This is a genomic window from Aeromonas sp. 604282 (genome assembly GCF_049170575.1).
Taxonomy (GTDB): domain Bacteria; phylum Pseudomonadota; class Gammaproteobacteria; order Enterobacterales; family Aeromonadaceae; genus Aeromonas; species Aeromonas veronii_A.
On record NZ_JAAKMV010000012.1, the window covers coordinates 22,521 to 41,594 of the forward strand.

The 19,074-nt window shown below is 62.6% G+C and carries 17 protein-coding genes; 6 read left to right on the forward strand and 11 right to left on the reverse strand.

From position 1 onward, the window contains the following. Positions 1-199: 199 nt before the first annotated feature. The 4 genes from dhaK (at position 200) to G5367_RS14405 (ending at position 3,842) form a co-directional block, all read left to right on the forward strand. Positions 200-1,270, forward strand: coding sequence for a dihydroxyacetone kinase subunit DhaK (dhaK, locus tag G5367_RS14390; protein ID WP_005340163.1), 1,071 nt, complete (start codon positions 200-202; stop codon positions 1,268-1,270). 9 nt (positions 1,271-1,279) lie between these two features. Then, positions 1,280-1,909 carry a dihydroxyacetone kinase subunit DhaL gene (gene dhaL / locus G5367_RS14395; protein ID WP_201952800.1) on the forward strand — a complete coding sequence of 210 codons (630 nt, stop codon included), beginning with the start codon at positions 1,280-1,282 and terminating at the stop codon, positions 1,907-1,909. A gap of 1 nt (position 1,910) precedes the next feature. After that, positions 1,911-2,627: a dihydroxyacetone kinase phosphoryl donor subunit DhaM gene (dhaM, locus tag G5367_RS14400; RefSeq protein ID WP_201952803.1), complete on the forward strand. Its 717-nt coding sequence runs from the start codon at positions 1,911-1,913 to the stop codon at positions 2,625-2,627. A gap of 132 nt (positions 2,628-2,759) precedes the next feature. Then, positions 2,760-3,842 carry a glycerol dehydrogenase gene (locus G5367_RS14405; protein ID WP_201952807.1) on the forward strand — a complete coding sequence of 361 codons (1,083 nt, stop codon included), beginning with the start codon at positions 2,760-2,762 and terminating at the stop codon, positions 3,840-3,842. Positions 3,843-3,930: 88 nt separating this feature from the next. Here the strand turns inward: G5367_RS14405 and dhaR are convergent, their stop codons facing one another. From dhaR to G5367_RS14430, 5 genes are all read right to left on the reverse strand, one after another. Further along, positions 3,931-5,832: a dihydroxyacetone kinase operon transcriptional regulator DhaR gene (dhaR, locus tag G5367_RS14410; protein ID WP_421294546.1), complete on the reverse strand. Its 1,902-nt coding sequence runs from the start codon at positions 5,830-5,832 to the stop codon at positions 3,931-3,933. 110 nt (positions 5,833-5,942) lie between these two features. Then, the gene (locus G5367_RS14415) at positions 5,943-6,803 is read right to left on the reverse strand and encodes a patatin-like phospholipase family protein (protein ID WP_421244502.1); all 861 of its coding nucleotides are present in this window, start codon (positions 6,801-6,803) and stop codon (positions 5,943-5,945) included. Positions 6,804-7,053: 250 nt separating this feature from the next. Then, positions 7,054-7,950 (reverse strand): hypothetical protein, encoded by an 897-nt coding sequence (locus G5367_RS14420; RefSeq protein ID WP_421244503.1) that lies wholly within the window; start codon positions 7,948-7,950, stop codon positions 7,054-7,056. Between the two features lie 74 nt (positions 7,951-8,024). Further along, entirely contained in the window at positions 8,025-8,714 is a 690-nt protein-coding gene (locus G5367_RS14425; protein ID WP_005341581.1) for an LrgB family protein, read from the reverse strand. Further along, positions 8,707-9,108, reverse strand: a complete 402-nt coding sequence (locus tag G5367_RS14430) for a CidA/LrgA family protein (RefSeq protein WP_040069042.1) — start codon at positions 9,106-9,108, stop codon at positions 8,707-8,709. Before G5367_RS14430 ends, G5367_RS14425 begins: the two co-directional genes overlap by 8 nt. 134 nt (positions 9,109-9,242) lie before the next feature. Between G5367_RS14430 and G5367_RS14435 the strand changes: the two genes are divergently transcribed. Next, complete coding sequence (locus G5367_RS14435) at positions 9,243-10,127, forward strand: LysR family transcriptional regulator (RefSeq protein ID WP_103252113.1); 885 nt, start codon at positions 9,243-9,245, stop codon at positions 10,125-10,127. Here G5367_RS14435 and G5367_RS14440 read toward each other — a convergent pair. From G5367_RS14440 to argE, 6 genes are all read right to left on the reverse strand, one after another. Next, positions 10,121-11,005 (reverse strand): hypothetical protein, encoded by an 885-nt coding sequence (locus G5367_RS14440; protein WP_421294549.1) that lies wholly within the window; start codon positions 11,003-11,005, stop codon positions 10,121-10,123. The two genes, G5367_RS14435 and G5367_RS14440, sit on opposite strands and share 7 nt — an antisense overlap. 112 nt (positions 11,006-11,117) lie before the next feature. Next, positions 11,118-11,909 carry a substrate-binding periplasmic protein gene (locus G5367_RS14445; protein WP_421244505.1) on the reverse strand — a complete coding sequence of 264 codons (792 nt, stop codon included), beginning with the start codon at positions 11,907-11,909 and terminating at the stop codon, positions 11,118-11,120. 68 nt (positions 11,910-11,977) lie between these two features. Next, positions 11,978-12,871: a hypothetical protein gene (locus G5367_RS14450; RefSeq protein WP_421244506.1), complete on the reverse strand. Its 894-nt coding sequence runs from the start codon at positions 12,869-12,871 to the stop codon at positions 11,978-11,980. A 147-nt stretch (positions 12,872-13,018) separates the two neighbouring features. Continuing rightward, entirely contained in the window at positions 13,019-13,483 is a 465-nt protein-coding gene (gene ybaK / locus G5367_RS14455) for a Cys-tRNA(Pro) deacylase (RefSeq protein WP_005336092.1), read from the reverse strand. Between the two features lie 294 nt (positions 13,484-13,777). Then, positions 13,778-16,411, reverse strand: a complete 2,634-nt coding sequence (ppc, locus tag G5367_RS14460) for a phosphoenolpyruvate carboxylase (protein ID WP_335817422.1) — start codon at positions 16,409-16,411, stop codon at positions 13,778-13,780. A gap of 231 nt (positions 16,412-16,642) precedes the next feature. Continuing rightward, positions 16,643-17,788, reverse strand: a complete 1,146-nt coding sequence (argE, locus tag G5367_RS14465; protein ID WP_421212449.1) for an acetylornithine deacetylase — start codon at positions 17,786-17,788, stop codon at positions 16,643-16,645. A 271-nt stretch (positions 17,789-18,059) separates the two neighbouring features. Here argE and argC point away from each other — a divergent pair, with 271 nt between their 5' ends. After that, complete coding sequence (gene argC / locus G5367_RS14470) at positions 18,060-19,067, forward strand: N-acetyl-gamma-glutamyl-phosphate reductase (protein ID WP_100644948.1); 1,008 nt, start codon at positions 18,060-18,062, stop codon at positions 19,065-19,067. The last annotated feature ends 7 nt before the right edge of the window (positions 19,068-19,074 follow it).

A 19,074-nucleotide genomic window follows, 5' to 3' on the forward strand; every position in this document is an offset into this window, starting at 1 on the left:
GGCCCTTTTTCATGGCTGTGAGTCAGCTAACAGTTTCCCGCCCGCCAGCCCTGCGCCGTTTCAGATTGAAACACCCATCCCCCTTCTGCTGTTTCAAATCCGAACCAAATCGCCCGTCATTTTTATCCCTTTTTCTGTCGTTAGACTGGCTCCATCAACCATTTGCCCACCCGAGCGGTGGCAAGCCAAGGAGTGAGCCATGAAGAAACTGATCAATGCCGTCGATGCCGTGGTCCGTGAACAACTGATGGGGATGGCAGCCGCCCACCCCGAGCTCAAGGTACGTATCGAACCCCACTACATCACCCGCGCCGACTCCCCCGTGATGGGCAAGGTGGCGCTGGTCTCCGGCGGTGGCAGCGGCCACGAGCCGATGCACGGCGGGCTGGTGGGCAAAGGGATGCTGGATGGCGCCTGCCCCGGCGAGATCTTTACCTCCCCGACCCCGGATCAGATGTACGAGTGCGGTCAGGCCGTTGATGGCGGCGCGGGCGTGCTGTTTCTGGTGAAGAACTACACCGGCGACGTGCTCAACTTCGAGACCGCGGTCGAGCTGCTGCACGGCGATGGTGTAAAAGTGGGCTTCGCCCTGATCGATGACGACGTGGCGGTCAAAGACAGCCTCTACACCGCCGGTCGCCGTGGGGTTGCCACGACCGTGCTGTGCGAGAAGCTGGTCGGTGCCGCAGCCGAGGCGGGCTATGACCTTGCCCGCTGCGAGGCGCTGGCCCGTCGCATCAACAACCAGAGCCGCACCATAGGCGTGGCCATGCATGCCTGCACCGTGCCGGCCGCTGGCAAGCCCTCCTTCACTCTGGCGGACAACGAGCTGGAGTTCGGCGTCGGTATCCATGGCGAACCGGGCATCGAGCGCCGCCCCTTCACCGACCTCAATACCCTGGTGGATGACATGTTCAGCGAGCTTGCTGACAACACCCCCTATGGTCGCACCCTGCGCCACTGGGATCGCACCAGCGGCAGTTGGCAGGAAGAGCACACCTTTATCGAACCGCTCAACAAGGGTGATCGGGTTATCGCGCTGGTCAACAGCCTCGGCGGCACCCCGATTTCAGAGCTCTACGGTGTCTATGGTCGCCTCGCGACCCTGTGCGAGGAGGCGGGCATCCATCTGGTGCGCAACCTGATCGGCCCCTACTGCACCTCCCTCGACATGACCGGCATCTCCATCACCCTGCTCAAGGTGGATGATGAGCTGATGACCCTGTGGGATGCCCCCGTTCACACCCCCGCCCTGCGTCGCGGCTGCTAAGGAGAACCCATGTTAAGCAAGCATCACATCGTCAACTGGCTGCTCGACTGCGAACACATCTTTACCGAGCAGCGCGACTACCTCACCGCGCTGGATACCGATATCGGCGACGGTGACCACGGCCTCAATATGCAGCGCGGCTTCGCCAAAGTGGCCGAGAAACTGCCCGCAGTGGCGGACAAGGATATCGGTCAGGTGCTGAAAACCACCGGCATGACATTGCTCTCCTCGGTTGGCGGTGCCAGCGGCCCGCTCTACGGCACCTTCTTTATCCGGGCCGCGGCCAGCACCGACGCCTGCCAGAGCCTGAGCCTCAGTCAGCTGTGCAAAATGCTGAGTGACGGGGTCGAGGGGATCGTCTCGCGCGGCCGTGCCGAGCCGGGCGACAAGACCATGTGCGATGCCTGGTGGCCGGCACTGGCCGCCCTGCAACAGGCTCAGCAGCAAGATCTGCCGCTCAACGACGCGCTGGACAAGGCGGTGGCAGCCGCCGCAGCCGGTACCGAGGCCACCATCCAGATGCAGGCCCGCAAGGGGCGCGCCAGCTATCTTGGCGAGCGCAGCATCGGCCATCAGGATGCCGGGGCCACCTCGACCCTGCTGCTGCTGACCGCCCTGCGTGACAGAGCGAGGTTGTGACATGATCGGAATCGTAGTTGTCTCTCACAGCGCCCTGCTGGCGGCCGGCTTGAAAGCGCTGGCCGACCAGCTCGGTAGCCCGGCCAGATTGCTGCTGGCGGCCGGGGTCGATGACCCCGACCACCCCATCGGCACCGATGCCATCGCCGTGATGAGTGCGATTGAAGAAGCGGACGACGGCAGCGGCGTGCTGGTGCTGATGGACTTGGGCAGCGCCCTCTTGAGCGCCGAGACCGCCCTCGAACTGCTGCCCCCGGAGCTGAGCGCGAGGGTGCGGCTCTGCCCCGCCCCGCTGGTGGAGGGCACCCTGGCCGCCGTGGTGGCGGCCGGTTCCGGCCTGACGCTGGATGAGGTCGCCGCCGAGGCGCTCGGCGCGCTGGGCCCGAAACAGGCGATGCTGCCAGCCAGCGCGGCGCAGGCCGCCACCGAGACGGCCCCCGTTGCCGACGACGGCTGGCTGCGCTGCGAGGTGATGGTCGATAACCCCCACGGCCTGCATGTGCGCCCCGCCGCCCGACTGGTAGCCGCCCTCAAGCCCTTTGCCGCTGAACTCAAGCTGCAAAAGGGGGATAAAGAGGCCAATCCCCGCAGCCTGACACGGCTCGCCATGCTCAACGTGCGTCAGGGCGACCAGCTCACCCTGCTGGCGCGCGGCGAGGATGCCAGCGCCGCCCTGGCCTGCTTCCAGCAGCTGGCCGACGAGCGCTTCGGCGACTGACGCCGCACACCATTGTTTCAAGGGGCTGCACTCGCTCGCTGAGCCTGTGCAGCACCATTCAAGACGAAGGAGTCCCCGGCACAGCCGCCCCTTCGCCCCGATTCTTAATTAGTAAAGAGAGAGGGATAGAATATGGACCGCATTATCATCAGCCCCAGCAAATACGTGCAAGGCAACGGGGCCCTCGCCAATATCGGCAACTACGTCAAAGCGCTCGGCAGCAAGCCGCTGATCCTGGCTGACGCCTTCGTCACCAAGCTGGTGGGCGATACCGTGGCCACCAGCTTCCACGGCGCGGGGATCAAGCCGGAGTTCGACTGCTTCAACGGCGAGTGCTCCCGCCCCGAGATCGACCGCCTGCTGGCCCGCTGCAACCAGACCCCGTTTGACGTCATCATCGGCATCGGCGGCGGCAAAACGCTGGATACCGCCAAGTCGGTCGCCTTCTACCAGAAGGTGCCGGTGGTCATAGTGCCCACCATCGCCTCCACCGATGCCCCCACCAGCGCGCTGGCGGTCATCTACACCCCGGAAGGCCAGTTCAGCGAATACCTGATGATCCCGACCAACCCCAACATGGTCATCATGGATACCGGCGTGGTCTCCCGCGCCCCGGTGCGGCTCTTGGTCTCCGGCATGGGGGATGCGCTCTCCACCTACTTCGAGGCGCGCGCCAACAAGGTCTCCGGTTGCCAGACCATGGCCGGTGGTGCCTCTACGCTGGCGGCGCAGGCCATCGCCGAGCTCTGCTACAAGACCCTGCTGGCCGATGGCTACAAGGCCAAGCTGGCGGTAGAACAGGGGCTCTGCACCAAGGCGGTGGAGAACATCATCGAGGCCAACACCTATCTGAGCGGTATCGGCTTCGAGAGCAGCGGGCTGGCCGCCGCCCACGCCATCCACAACGGCCTGACCCAGCTGGCCGAGTGTCACCACCTCTATCACGGTGAGAAGGTGGCGTTCGGTACCCTGGTGCAGCTGGTGCTGGAGAATGCGCCGATGGCGGAGATCGAGACAGTGCTGGGCTTCTGCCGCTCGGTGGGCCTGCCGACCAACCTGTATATGATGGGGGTCAAGGAGCTGGATATGGCGCGCCTGATGGAGGTGGCCAAAGCCTCCACCGCCGAGGGCGAAACCATCCACAATATGCCGTTCAAGGTCACCGCCGAGGATGTGCTGGCGGCCATCGTCACCGCCCACCAGTTGGGGCTGTAACCACGCCACCACTGACCTGCTATATAACAAGGCCCCGCATCTGCGGGGCCTTTTCATTTTCTGCTGGCCGGTTCGCAATGGCTCGCCGTCAGCCGTGATAGTCGGCGGGATCGATCTCGAGCAGTTTGAGCCGTCGCCACAGTGTGGTGCGACTGATACCCAGATGCTGGGCCATCTGGCTCACCTGCCCCTTGCAGGCATGGGCGCAGCGCAGGATGGCCTGCCGCTCCAGCTCCGCCAGCGTGAGCAGCGGTTGCCCCACCACCTCGTCGGCCACCCGTTGATAGCCGTGCCGAATGGCGGCGGGCAGCGCCTCGGGCGGGATCGGCCCCTGACCGGCATGAAGCAGCGCATGCTCAACGGCGCTGCGCAACTCCCCCAGATTGCCGGGCCAGGGATAGGCGAGCAGGCAGTCGAGGGCCGCCGGACTGAACTGGCGCACCGGCTCGCGCCCCTGCGCCGCCAACTGCTGGCTGATAAGGCCCGGCAGATCGGCACTGCGCTCCCGCAATCCCGGCAGCCACAGCTCGCACGCCTGCAAGGCATAGAGCAGCTGGCGGCCAAACAGCCCCTCCTGTACCAGCTGCTCCAGCGGAGCGCTGCTGGTGGCGATGATCCGCACCTTGAGCGGCAGGATGCGGGCCGAATCGAAGCGCTGGATGCGGCCGGTCTTGAGCAGTTGCAGCAGCGCTGCCTGCATGGGAGCAGAGAGGCACTCCACCTGCTCCAGCACCAGGGTGCCACCGTGGGCCAGCTCGAACTTGCCTGCCCGCTCCTGCCCCGCCTCGTCGGAGCCCATCAGCTCCAGCGCCATCCGCTCGCTCGGCAGCGCCTTGCAGTTGAGGGTAATGAGCGGCCCGGCGGCCCGTTCGCTGCCAAAGTGAATAGCCTCCGCCAGCTGGGCCTTGCCCACCTCCTCCTCGCCGCGCAGCAGGATCGGCCCCTGACTCTGGGCCGCCTGCCGGGCGTAGCGCAGCAGCTTGCGCATGGCGCTCGATTCCCCCACCAACGCCGACAGCTCGGGCACCGTTTGGCGCAGCTGATGAATGGCCCGCAGCCGATCGACCGGGTGCAGCAGGGCGATAAAACTGACCCCCTCCGGCCCCGGCAGCGGCTTGAGGCTCAACAGCGCATTGATAAACTCCCCCTCCTGCGCGCCAAGCCGCTCCAGCGTCACCTCCACATGGCTGAGCGGCGTCTGCCCCTTGATGGCCAGCTGCAACCGCTGGGGCAACAACAGGTGCTGCTCCAGCGGCTGGCCGAGACAGAGCGCCGGATCGAGCCGCAGCCGGTTGGCCGCCAGCGCGTTGAGGTAACGCAGCCGCCCCTGCGGATCCCAGGCCAGCACACCGTCATCCATGCCATCGAGCAGGGCGTAGAGCTCGCTCAGGTGGTGCTGGGACTCCTGCATCAGGGTCTCCATCTGCAGCAGATGGGCCAGCTCGCGCCCGGCGCTGACGGTGAGCGCCAGATCGCCGGCGCTCGCCTCTTCCACCTTGCAGATCAGGGCAATGATGGCGACCTGACGGCCATTGCTGTTGTAGACCGGGCTGGCACAGCTGTGCCACGGGTGGAGGGTCTGGTTGAAGTGCTGGGGGCCGCTGACGCAGAGCGGCACTCCCTCCAGCGCCGCCAGATTGATGGCATTGGTGCCGATGCGCCCCTCGCTGAAAAAGGCGCCGGGGCCAAACCCCAGCGCCGCCAGCTCGCGCAGAGTGTCGAGGTGGCCGGTCTGGGCCAGCAGGCAGCCGCTCTCGTCGGTGAGCAGCAGGGCGCAGGGGCGCCCCTCCATAAATTCGTAGAGATCTTCGAGGGCCATCTCGCCGGTGGTGAGCAGATCCCGCTTACGCTGGCGCAGGCTCTGCAAGGTCTGCCCCTTGGCGCTGTGGGGCGGGTGCCAGAGGGTGGCACTGGTCTGGTGGGCGCAGCGCAGCCAGGATGCCTGCAGATAGTCAGGCCAAGCGAGCAGCGGCTGAAGGTCAGATGGCATGGTCACAGCAATATCCGGCAAGATGTAAGCCGACCATTTAACCACTCTTGCTTGCCCGATTCAGTGACCTGCCTCAGAGGGTGGCAACGTTTAAAGACACCAGGTTGCCGCTAAGCGGCACGTACAGTCCTGACTGCCCGCAGCACGCTCTGGCGCCCCTGCCAGTAGCCCTGCAGATAGCCGGACTCCAGCTTGATCGGATCCTGGGTAAAACGGGAGACCATGAAATCGGTCGGTGGCGCGATCACCTCGATGTCGCAATCGGCAGGGGGATTGGCGATGAAATCGAGCGCCCGGTTGTAGGCGCGATCCCGCTCCAGCATAGCTTGCGCCAGTGCAGGCTGGGTTTTCAGCAAGGCTTTGACCATCCAGCAGAAACGGGCCGGCTTCTTGCGATAGCCCCGGGGTTCCGACAGCACCACTGTCATCCGCCGTGCACCGCGCCGATAGGCCTCGATCACCGGAATGGAGTCGCTGATCCCGCCATCGGCCATCGGGCGACCATCGACGCAGGGGGTATCGTGCTGCACCACTGGCAGGGCGCAGGTGGCGGTCAGCACCTCATCCATGTTGTCGGGCCGCACCGGCAGATAGATGGCCTTGCCGCTCGCCACATCGGTCGCCACCGCATAGAAGGGAATGTCGCGGGCGCAGAAAGTCTCGAGATCGAGCGGGAAGCGATGGCGACTGGCTTGCCACAGCCAGCCGATGTCCACCAGATCGCCCCCTTTGACAAAGCGCAGGGGATCGAGAAACCGGGAACTGCAAGCCAGCTCGGTGATGATGTGGTGGCTGCGGCGCGGCTGCTCGCTCAGATAAGAGACCAGATTGGTGGCACCGGCCGAGACGCCCATGACGAAATCGAACGGGTAGTGGTGGCTTTCCACGAAGGCATCGAGCACGCCGCTGGCAAAGATGCCGCGCATGGCGCCCCCTTCGACAATGAGTGCGCTGGTAGCAGAAGAGAACATGTGAAGGCTCCGTCAGCGGTAAAAAATTCGGGGCATACCCCGATCGGTGATGGACGCCTTCATGCTGGGCACCAAGACGCCTGCTGGACGGATAGGACAACTGGAGTGCGCCGATACCGTCAAGCGACTACCAGTATATGCAGCGAACAAACCTGCAAAAAATGAATTTAAATAATAAAAAACATTCCATTTAGGCATGATTTTTACTGTAAAAAGGCCAGCCGCAGGGCTGGCCGTGCGCTTAACTCACTCAGGGCAAACCGGGGCCGAAACGCCCCATCACCGGATCGTAGTGATAGGCGTCGTAATCAAAGTCGATCCCCTTGAGCAGGGGGTTGGGCAGCTCGAACAGCTTGCGCTCGTGGAGCCTGGCCCGCTCAAGGGAGGGTTTGAAGTGGTGCAGCCAGAGCCGCTGCAGCGAACCATCCTGCCACGCCAGTTTGAGCCCGGTCTGAATGCGCCGGATCCCCGCCTGATTCCCCTTGAAGGTGTAGAAGAGATGGAGGAAGGGGTAGTGCAAGGCGATACGCTGCTCCACGATGAGGCCGGCCACATCACGGTGCTGCTCCAGCTCGGCGAAGAGCTCGTTGGCGCCGCGGCAAAAGAGGTCGGCCCGCCCACGTGCCACCAGCTTGAACAGCCGCTCGTAGCCGTCCACCTCCTGCACTTGCAAACCGGCCGCCCGCAGAATGGCAACATCCTGCCAACCACGCCCCTGCACGTTCTGGTACTGCTTGAGCTGATCGAAGCGGGTCACGCTGGCAATCGTCTTCGCTTGCTGCGGACTGACAAAGCAGATGCGATAGCCGAGGATGCCGAGCTCCACCGGGAAGCGGACATAGTCGAGGGCCTCGCCGCTAGCGGGCTGTGGTGTATCGACGGCAAACAGATTGGGATAGAGATTGGTTTGCAGCACCTGTCGCAGCCGGATCCGGTTCATCGGCGGCGCCACCCGCAGCTCGTAGTCACCGAAGCTGTCGCGGGTCTTCTCCAGCGCGAGTTGCAACAGGTCGCGAAAATAGAGGGTACGCAAGTCCCGGTCGCTCTCCGGGCTGATGTGGGTAAAAACGTTGCTCGCCCGTAGGGGACTGGCAAAGAGGAAGAGACTGCACAGCAGCAAGCAGGAAGCGAGGCGATGAAAGGTCATACTGCTCATCCCGGAAATACACGCTCACTAGAGTGTAGCGCCGGGACGAGCAGCCTTGTAAAGGGAAGCTCGGCCTACCAGAACATCCGGCCCAGCAGGGGCGCCAGCAACACGGTCACCATGCCGGCGATCATCATCACCATGCTGGAGACCACCCCCTCTTCGTTGCCCATCTGATAGGCCCTGGCGGTGCCGGCGCCGTGGGCCGAGGCACCAAACCCCGCCCCCTTGCCGAGACGACTGCGAATGGCCAGCACGGTGAGCACGCTCTCCCCCACCGCCATGCCGATGACGCCGGTCAGCACCACAAACAGCGCGGTGAGGTCGCTCTGACCACCGATGGCGCGGGTCGCCTCCACCGCAAACGGCGTGGTGATGGAGCGCATCGCCAGACTGCGTTGCAGCATGTCGGAGAGATCCAGCCAGCGGGCCAGCAGCACGGTGCTCCCCACCGCCATGATGACCGAGGCGACCACTCCGACCGACAGCGACAGCCAGTGGCGACGAATGAGCTGGCGGTTCTCGTAGACCGGCACCGCGAAGGCGACGGTGGCGGGGCCCAGCAGCCAGAGCAGCCAGTGGGATTCCGCCATGTAATCCTGATAGGGGATGTGGAACAGCAGCACCACGGCCACTAGCAGGGTCGGCGCCAGCAGCAGCGGCATCAGCGGCAGGATCCGCTTTTTGCCGTAGAGCCATTTGCTGGCGTAGTAGAAGAGCAGGGTGAGGGCGAAGCAGATCAGCCCGAGCAGGGTATCAGACATGACGGCGACTCCGGCGGGCCAGTTTCAGTTCGAGGCGGTAGACCCGATCCACCACCAGCGCGGTAGTGCCAAGCACTAGCGTGGTGCTCACCAGCAGCACCACCATGATGCGCCACCCCTCCTGCAACAGTAGATCCTGATAGTTGACCACCGCAACTACGGCGGGCACGAAGAAGAGCAGCATCTCGGCCAGCAGCCAGCGCGCACCGGCACTGAACCACTCGGCCTTGACCACTCCGAGCAGGATGCAGGCCAGCAGCAACAACATGCCGGTGAGGTTGGCGGGCAGCGGCAGATGGAGGGTACGCACCGCGGTATCGGCCAGCAGCCAGATGGCTGCCAGCAACACAATCTGGAAGGGAGTCTGTAACCAGCGCAAGCAGAGGGCTTTCATGATCATCGTCTTTCTGTGAACCGGCTCACAGTATAGAGTTGAGCAAAACCTGCCAGAAATGAATTAAAATTATCAAATTCATGCCGCATAGGCATACTTCATCCCGTACCCGCCAACACGAGTCGAGAGAGTCCATGGATATTCGCGCCCTGCGCTATTTTGTCGAACTGGTGCGGGAAAAAAGCTTCACCCGCGCCTCTGAAAAGCTGTTCGTCACCCAGCCCACCATCAGCAAGATGATCCGCAATATCGAAGAGGAGCTGGGCCAACCCCTGCTCAACCGGGAAGGGCGCCGCTTCACCCTGACCGACAGCGGCCAGGTGCTGTTCAACCGGGCCCAGACCATCTTGGCGGAGATGCAGCAGCTGGAGGCCGAACTGGCGGATCTGCAGAGCCTGCAACATGGTCGCCTCACCCTCGGCATTCCCCCCATGGTGGGTCACGTCTATGCAGATCTGATCCGCGCCTACCGCACCCGCTATCCCAAGGTGGAGCTGACCCTGGTGGAGTACGGCGGCCGCCGCATCGAACAGGCGGTGCTGGAGGGAGAGCTGGATCTCGCCATCACCATGCTGCCGACCAAAGAGGGGGGCGCCCTCAGCGCGCTGGAGCTGGATCAATACCCGATCCGGGTGGTGCTGCCGGATCAACCCCGCTGGCATGGCGAAGCGCCGCTGCGGCTGGAGTCTCTGCAGGAGGAGCCCTTCCTGCTCTATACCCAGGCGTTTACCCTGAGCGAGCGGCTGGAGCAGGCGTGTCAGGAAGCGGGCTTTGTGCCTCAGGTGGCGGCGCGCAGCAGCCAGTGGGATTTTCTCACCGCCATGGTACGCAGCGGCATGGGGGTCGCCTTCTTGCCGGAGCCGGTCTGCCACCGGCTGACCCCGGATGGTCTGGTGCTGCGGCCGCTGGAGCCCGAATTGAGCTGGCGACTCGGGGTGATCTGGCCGAGCGAGCGCTATCTCTCCCGCACCGCCGAGGCCTGGTTGGCCCTCTGCCGCCAGCGGCAGGCACCTCAGTAATCGCCGAAGCGATCGGTCTGCGGATTGTAGAAGTAGGGGCGGAAATCGAAGCTGATCCCGTCGAGGAAGGGGTTATCCAGTCGCAGCAGTCGGCGCTGGGAGAGCTTGGCAAAAGCGATGGCCGGGCCAAAGCTCTTGTGCCACAGCGCCTGTAGCGAGCCATCCTGCCACGCCAGCTGCAACCCCCGCTCGACCCGCTGCAGCGCCTCGCGATTGTTGGGATTGGTGTAGAAAACCCGGGGCAGCGGGTAGTAGATCAACAATGCATCATCCACCAGCAGGTCCGTCATCTCCTTGTGGGCCAGCTGCTCGCTGCGCAGCTCGCTCACCCCGCGGCAGAAGAGATCGAAGCGGCCCCGCGCCACCATTTTGAACAGCTTTTCGTACCCCTCCACTTCCACCACCTCCATCCCGGCGTAACGCAGGATATCCACATCCAGCCACCCCTTGCCCTGACCGAAGGTGAACTGGCGCAGCCCCTTGAGGTCGGTCACTTTGCTCACCGCCCCCTTTTGCTGCGGGCTGACAAAACAGATGCGGTAGCTGACGATCCCCAGATGGATGGGAAAACGGACATAGGCGAGCCCCAGATCCTCGCGGGTGCTGCTGTAGCTGTCCATTACAAAGAGGTTGGGATAGTTGTCGAGCTGCATGCTGACCCGCTCGCGCGCCTTGGTCATGGGCGGCGCAGGCTCCAACAGATAGTCGCCAAACTGGTCGCGGGTCTTGTCGAGGGCGAGCCGCAGCAGCTCCCGATCATAAGTGGTGCGCGGGTCCCGCTCGCTCTCTGGGCTGATATAGGTAAACCGGGTGGCCGCCTGTCCGGTCACCGACAACACGCAGAGCAGAGCGGCAGCCAGCAGATGCAGGGGTGACATAAACCGCGCCTTGGCTGAAGGGGTACTTTCAGTGTAGCCCCTGAGCGTGGCTGCTCGGCCCTGCCACCACCCCGCGCTCTCCTCCCCTTTTCGGCCAGTCGCATCCATCAGCCTACTCCCCCACCGGAGGTGTGCTTCTGAGCGATGTTGCATAACGCTGATAGGCAGCAGAGTCGCGCACCTGCTCGATAGCATCCCACACCTGCCGGCTTTGTCGGGGATGGGCCTGATAGAAGCGGTTAGAGAAGACCAGATAGTAGGGCTTCTCCACCAGCACCGGCGACAGCCGCTCGATGCGGGCCTGCAACTCGGGATGAGCCACCAGAATACTGTCGGCCACCTCGGTCTGGATGGCGGTCGCCTGCGCCCGATCCATCACCAGCTTTTTCAACATGATCAGCGGGTCACGGCTGGAGTCATCCACCTCGGCTCCCGCAGCCTGCAACAAGTCGACGATGGAAAATCCGGACTGGGCCGCCACTACGCCCTTGACCCTGAGGGTGGAGCCATCCCACTGGCTTTTGCCACCCTTGAGCTGGTAGAGACTGTAACTCTCGGTCAGCAGCCGCTTGGCGGGGTCGGGTTTGCCCTCACGCATGGGATAGACCCCCACCCTGGTCGCCCGCTCGACGCTATAGCTCATCTTGATGACCGCATCCATCTGGCCACTGCTCACCCGAGAGAGGCAGCGCTTCCACGGCAGCGGCGTCAGCACGATCTCGGCATCAAGAGCGGTAGCAACCGCCTTGAGGTGATACTGCACAACCCCCTCCCCCGATTGCAGCAGCCAAGGATAGGAATCACTGTTTTCAAAGCAGGTACGCAGCGTAAAGGCAGGGGCCGCACCGCCGGTCGCGGGCAGCAGCAACGCAATAAAGAGCAGATAGCGGGCAGATGCGCGCATGGGCCATATCCTTGGCGACAATGATCTCTCCCTTACTCTATCAGAGCCTGCGCACCTGATAATCCGGCTCAGGGTTGTGAACCGAAATCATCCGTCAGCGGGTTGTAAAGGTAGGGGCGATAGTCAAAACCGTCCTTGGGTAACTGCGGATTGCCGAGCCGGACAATCTGGCGAGCCCCCAGATTGGCAAACACCAGCGAGGGTTGGAAGTGATGGCGCCAGAGCCGTTTGAGCGAACCATCCTGCCAAGCCAGTTGCAGACCGCGCGCAAGGCGCTCGCGCTCCTGAACGTAGCGGGCATTGCTGTAGAACACATGGATCAGCGGATAGAAAAGGGCCAGATGGCGATCGACCGTCAAACCGGCCACCTTGCCCTGATGAGATTGCCACTCCGGCAGGATCTCGTTGGCCCCACGACAGAAGAGATCGATGCGCCCTCGTGCCACCATACGAAACAGCGACTCGTAGTTATCCACCTCATGTACCGTCAGCCCGCCGTTGCGCAGGATCACCGCATCCTGCCAGCCGGTGCCCACCCCTTGAGTGAAGTGGCGCAACTGATCCAGGGTGTTTACCCGCGCCAGCTCGGCAGCACGAGCCGAGCCGACAAAACAGACCCGATAGCCGAGGATCCCCATATCGATCGGGAACGGGATCGATGCCACCTGATCCGCCACCGCCTCCCCCTGATAAGGCCAGCTGTCGACAATAAAGAGGGCGTTTTTGCCCTGCTCCTGCACCTCGATCCGCATCCGCGCCTTGTTCATCGGCAGGGAGTCCAGCAACTCGTAGTCGCCATATTCGGGGCGAGTTTTCTCTAGCGCCAGCTGCATCACCTCACGGTAATAACGCATCCGCATGTCCTGACTGTTTTCAGGACTGAGCAGGGTAAAACGGGTGGCAGCCAGCAAGGCAGAGGGGAAGGATAAACAGAGGCAAAGCAACAGAAGTCGGTACATCATGGCTGAACTCATACAACGGGGTTCACCCAGTATAGACTGGCACACTCCCCGTTGAGCACGGGGCAATCACGGCTTGCGCGTCCGATCACAGGTGAGGCAATCCGGGCCACCACAGGCCCGGAGAGCAGGTTCACACCGTGCCCGGCACTACTCTTCGCCGATAGGTGCGGCGATCCACTTCATCAGCGTTAGCATATCCTGCGGCGCCACGCCGACCGAGAGGCCGCGCTTGCCGCCGCTCACCAGGATCTCGTCAAACTGCAGCGCCGACTCATCGAGCACAGTGGGCAGCAGTTTCTTCTGCGCCAGCGGGCTGATGCCACCCACCTTGTAACCGGTCAGCTTCTCCGCTTCCGCCGGTTTCATCATCTCCACCTTCTTGAGACCGGTCGCCTTGGCCAGCTGCTTCAGGCTGCACATGCCGGATGAGGGAACGATGGCCACCACCGCCTGCTTGTCGTGATGGGCGACCAGGGTCTTGAACACCTGCGCCTCCGGCAGCCCGAGCTGGGTCGCGGCATGCTTGCCGAAATCGTCGTGGGCTTCGCACTCGTAGGGGTAGAGCTTGTGGGGGATCTTGAGCTTCTTCAGCAGGTTGATGGCAGGAGTCATGATGGTTGCCTTGAATCGAATCGCATAAAAACAAGGCCAAACAGTCTGCGCCTGCGTGGCGAGGGATGCAAGCCGGAGGGGAAATCTGTACCCATCACCGGTAATGCGTAGAGAGCAATGAACAAGGTGAATTGTGCCGCTTGCCGAATTAAACACAGAACGAGACTAGGCAAAGAGCATTTTCGAGCGGTGCAAGGCGTGCCCCCAACGAAATACAGCCAAAAACAAAGGGCGCCTTATCGGCGCCCTTTGGCTTGATGGATATTGCTGAAGCCTGCTGGCTTGAGCTGGCTATCAACCGGTGTTGCGCATACCTGCGGCAATACCGGCGATGGTGACCATCAGCGCCTTGTCCAGCTCGGGGTGCAGGGTCTCCGGGTGGTTGCGGGAGCGGTTGAGCAGCTCGGCCTGCAGCACGTTGAGCGGGTCTGTGTAGGGGTTGCGCAGCTTGATGGACTCCTTGATCCAGGGCTGATCCTCCAGCAGATCCCCGCGCGGGCTCAGTTTCAGCACCACCTCGATGGATTCGGCGAGCTCCTGACGCAACTGTTTGCCAAGGCCCCACAGCTCCTGCGGCACCAGACGGGTGTCGTAGTACTCGGCGAGCCAGACGTCCGCCTTGAGGAACACCATCTCCAGCATCTCGAGGCGAGTGCGGAAGAAGGGCCACTGGGCGCTCATCTCTTCCAGCACCGCCAGCTTGCCGCCGTCGATCGCCTGTTGCAGCGCCTTGTGGGCACCGAGCCAGGCTGGCAGCATCAGGCGGTTCTGGGTCCAGGCGAAGATCCACGGAATGGCGCGTAGACTCTCGACGCCGCCGTTGGGCTTGCGCTTGGAGGGACGGGAGCCGAGCGGCAGCTTGCCGAGCTCCATCTCCGGGGTGGCGGCACGGAAGTAAGGGACGAAGTCCGGATGACCGCGCACGATACTGCGGTAGTGCTCGCAGGAGTCGGCGGCCAGCTGTTCCATCACCTCGCGCCAGCACTCTTTCGGCTTGGGCGGCGGCAGCAGGTTCCCTTCCAGCACGGCGCTGGTGTAGAGCTCCAGACTCTTGATCGCCACTTTCGGCAGGCCGAACTTGAAGCGGATCATCTCCCCCTGTTCGGTGGTACGCAGACCGCCGCGCAGGGATCCCGGCGGCTGGGAGAGGATGGCCTGATGGGCAGGCGCACCACCACGACCGACGGTACCGCCACGGCCATGGAACAGGGTGAGGCGGATGTTGTTGGCTTCGGCCAGCCCCACCAGAGATTCCATGGCGGCGTACTGGGCCCAGCCAGCGGCCATCATGCCCGCATCCTTGGCAGAGTCGGAGTAACCGATCATCACATACTGACGACCCTGAATGTAACCGCGATACCAGTCAACCGAGAGCAGGCGCTCCATCACGGCGGTGCCTGCCATCAGGTCATCCTGGGTCTCGAACAGCGGGGCGACCGGCATGCGGAACTTGCAGCCCGCCTCTTTGAGCAGCAGTTGCACCGACAGCACGTCGGACGGCGCTCCGGCCATGGAGATGATGTAGATACCGAACGCATCGGGGTCGTGCTGGGCGATGACCTGACAGGTATCCAGCGTCTCGCGCACCTCGGCGCTCGGCTCCCAGTCGTGGGGAATGAGCGGGCGACGGGAGTTCAGTTCGTTGAGCAGGAAGGCCTGCTTGTCATCTTCGCTCCACTCGGCGTAGTCACCCAGACCCAGATAGCGGGTCAGCTCGGAGAAGACCAGCCCGTGGCGCTCGCCATCCTGACGGATATCGAGCTTGACCAGATGGATGCCGAAACAGGCGACCTTGCGCAGCACATCCAGCAGCATGCCGTCGGCGATGTTACCCATGCCGCAAGCGTGCAATGAGTGGTAGCAGAGCTCCAGCGGCTCGCGCAGCTGGGCGGTGGTCTTGACCAGATCCTGGCTCTCGCTCGCCTGACCCTGCACCTTGGCGGTGAGGTGCTCCTTGGTTTCGCGCAGCGCTTCACGCAGCTCGCGCACCAGCGCACGGTAAGGCTCGGGGTGATCGCCAACGCGAGCGCGCACGGCGTCGGTACAGTCGGACATGGAGAGCTCGGAGGTGAGCTCCTTGATGTCTTTGTAGAACAGGCTCACCGCCATCCAGCGGCCCAGCTCCAGTACTTCGGCAGTCACCTTGGCGGTGACGAAGGGGTTGCCGTCGCGGTCACCGCCCATCCAGGAGGTGAACTTGACCGGCGCGGCATCCAGCGGCAGCCGCACACCCAGATGGTGTTGCAAACGCTCGTCCAGATTGCGCATGAATTCTGGGATGGCAGGCCACAGGCTGTTCTCCACCACGGCGAAGCCCCACTTGGCCTCGTCGACCGGTGTCGGGCGCTGTTCGCGGATCTCGTTGGTGTGCCACGCCTGATTGATGAGCTGCTCGATACGATTGAGGATCTTGTCCCGCTCGCGGGGCAGCAGGTCGGAGAGCTCCAGCGCCTCGAGACAGTCGTTGAGCTGTACGTGCTTGTGGATCAGGGTGCGACGGGTCACCTCGGTGGGGTGAGCGGTCAGCACCAGATCGATATCCAGCTCGCGCACGGCCGCAATGATGGCCTCTTGCGACAGGTTGGAGGCTTTCAGCTTGTCGAACATCTGCTCCAGCGGGTCCGGGGTGCAGACCTGCTCTTCGCAGCGACGAGAGATGGTGTGGAACTGTTCCGCCACGTTGGCCAGATTGAGGAACTGGCTGAAGGCGCGGGCCACCGGTAGCAGTTCGTCATCGCTCAGGGTGCGCAGGGTATCGAGCAGACGTTCTCGGTCTGATTCATTGCCCTTGCGGGAGGACTTGGCCAATTGGCGAATGGTTTCGATCTTGTCGAGAAAGGCCTGACCCTGATGATCCTTGATGGATTTACCCAGCAGCTGACCCAGCATACCTACGTTGGCGCGTAGTGCGGCGTACTTTTCGTTCATTCCACATCCTTATCTTGTTGGTGCCTGGCACCCATCCGGGGTGCGAGACGACCTCACTTATTGTTGTGCGATTACAACATATGCTCCGTCATCTTAGGGTGACAATCTACCCAGATTGTCTGCGCAAGGTCAAATAACAGGCCGATTCAGAACATGTATTTCCATCACCACTCCACAACCGGCTTGTTATGTAACTTACTTACAGTTTTTACGCCCCTTTCACCGTCGCCGCTACAGGCAAAAACGTCTGATCAGGTGTTGCAACACTGCGGTGGTCGGCTTGACGAAGGAGAGGTCGAGATACTCATCCGGCTGGTGCGCCTGGGTGATATGACCGGGGCCCATCACTATGGTCTGGCAACCAAGCTGCTGGATAAACGGCGCCTCGGTGCAGTAGTTGACCGACTCGGCGGCGCGGCCGCTCGCTTTCTCGGCTTCGCGCACCAGCACAGAGTCGTCGGCGCAGGCGTAGGCAGGAATGGGTTCATGCAGATGTTGCAGATGCAGGCAGCCCGGCTGGTGGATCTCGATGGGCGACAGCGCCTCTTTCAGCATCCCCATCAGCTCGTCCGGCCCCACCTGCGGGGTGGGTCGCAGGTCGATATGCAGCTCGCAGCAGCCGCAGATGCGGTTCGGGCTGTCACCCCCCTGAATGTAACCCAGGTTCAGGGTTGGCTGCGGCACGGCAAAGCGGTGGTCGGCGTAGCGATCTTTCAGATCCTGCTGCAAGCGCAACACCTGCCCCATCGCCTTGTGCATGATCTCCATGGCGTTGACACCGTTGGCGGGATCCGAGCTGTGACCGCTCTTGCCGGTAATGCGGATCGCCTCCGACATATGACCCTTGTGGGCCACCACCGGCACCAGTCCGGTCGGCTCGCCAATCACGGCGTAGTCGGGTTTCAATTCGGCCGCCGCGGCGATAGCGCGGGCCCCCGCCATGGTGGTCTCTTCATCGGCGGTAGCGAGAATGCGCAGCGGCTTGGTCAGCTTGGTGAGGTCGATCTCTTTGAGCGCCTCGACGATAAAGGCGAAGAAGCCCTTCATATCGATGGTACCGAGACCATAGAGACGGTTGCCCTCTTCGGTCACCTTGAAGGGATCCTTGCTCCACCCTCCTTCATCAAACGGCACCGTATCGGTGTGGCCTGCCAGCAGCAGACCGCCTTCCCCCTGACCAATCGTCGCCACCAGATTGAACTTGCCCGGCAGGTCGGGGAGCGCCGTTACCTCGCACTGAAAACCGAGCTGACCGAACCAGTCGGCCAGCAGCCGGATCACCGCCTCGTTGCTCTGATCCCACTTGGGATCCGTGCTGCTGATAGAGGGAATCGCAATAATATTCTTATAAAGTGAAAAAAAATCCAGATTGGCCATCAGCTCCTCCTTGCGTCCCCGGAATGTTTCTGTTAGAAAATACAAATGCAAAGTGAGTGCATGAATATTCTGTAATTTTGCCTGAATATCTGGCTCATCAACAAAGGCTTCTAGTTGTAAGGGAAAGTTAATGTTCTGTCACCTGATCTATAACCGACGACACACACCCGCCTGAATTGCCCCTCCGCACTTGTGCAAAGGGGCGATCGAACACCCTTGTGCACTGCAGCGTCATGCTGTGAATCTCGAACTCTGACTTGGAATATTCAACATGCTTAACACCGTTATCGTCGGTGCCAGTGGCTACGCGGGAGCCGAACTGGCCGCACTGGTACAGAACCACCCACAACTCAAGCTGTTCGGCCTCTATGTCTCGGCCGGCAGTCAGGATGCCCACAAGCGCTTCTCTTCCCTGCATCCCCAGTGGGTCGGAGCCCTCGATCAGCCGCTGCTGCCGCTGGACGAGGATGGCATGACCCGGATCCTGACCCAGGCCGATCTGGTGCTGCTGGCCACCGCCCACGAGGTGAGCGCCGAGCTCGCACCCAAGTTTCTCGCCAAGGGGTTGCCGGTGTTCGATCTCTCCGGCGCCTTCCGGGTCAAGGATCAGGGCTTTTACGACAGCTTCTACGGATTCACCCACGACAGCGAGCAGTGGCTGGATCAGGCCGTCTATGGCCTGGCGGAGTGGAATGCCGATGCCATCGCTACCGCCCAGCTGATTGCGGTGCCGGGTTGTTACCCGACCGCCTCCCTCTGTGCTCTCAAGCCGCTGCAGCAGGATGGCCTGATTGCCAAGGGGTGGCAGCCCATCATCAACGCCGTCTCCGGGGTTTCCGGCGCCGGGCGCAAGGCAGCCATCAACACTAGCTTCTGCGAAGTGAGCCTCAATCCCTACGGCACCTTCAATCACAGACACCAGCCGGAGATCAGCCACCACCTCGGCAAGGAGGTGCTGTTCCAGCCCCACCTTGGCAACTATGTGCGCGGCATCCTGGCCACCATCTATGTGCAGTTGGCGGATGGCGTCACTCCCACCCAGGTGGATCAGGCCTTCCTCAAGGCTTACGAAGGCAAGCCGCTGGTGCGCCTCACCGGCCAGATGCCATCCATTCGCGGCGTCGCGGGCACCCCTTACTGCGATATCGCCTGGCAACAGCAGGGCAACATGCTGGTGGTGGTCTCTGCCATCGACAACCTGCTCAAGGGCGCAGCCTCGCAAGCCATGCAGTGCATAAATATCAAATTTGGTTTTGAACCGGCCACCGGCCTGATTTAAGGACTTA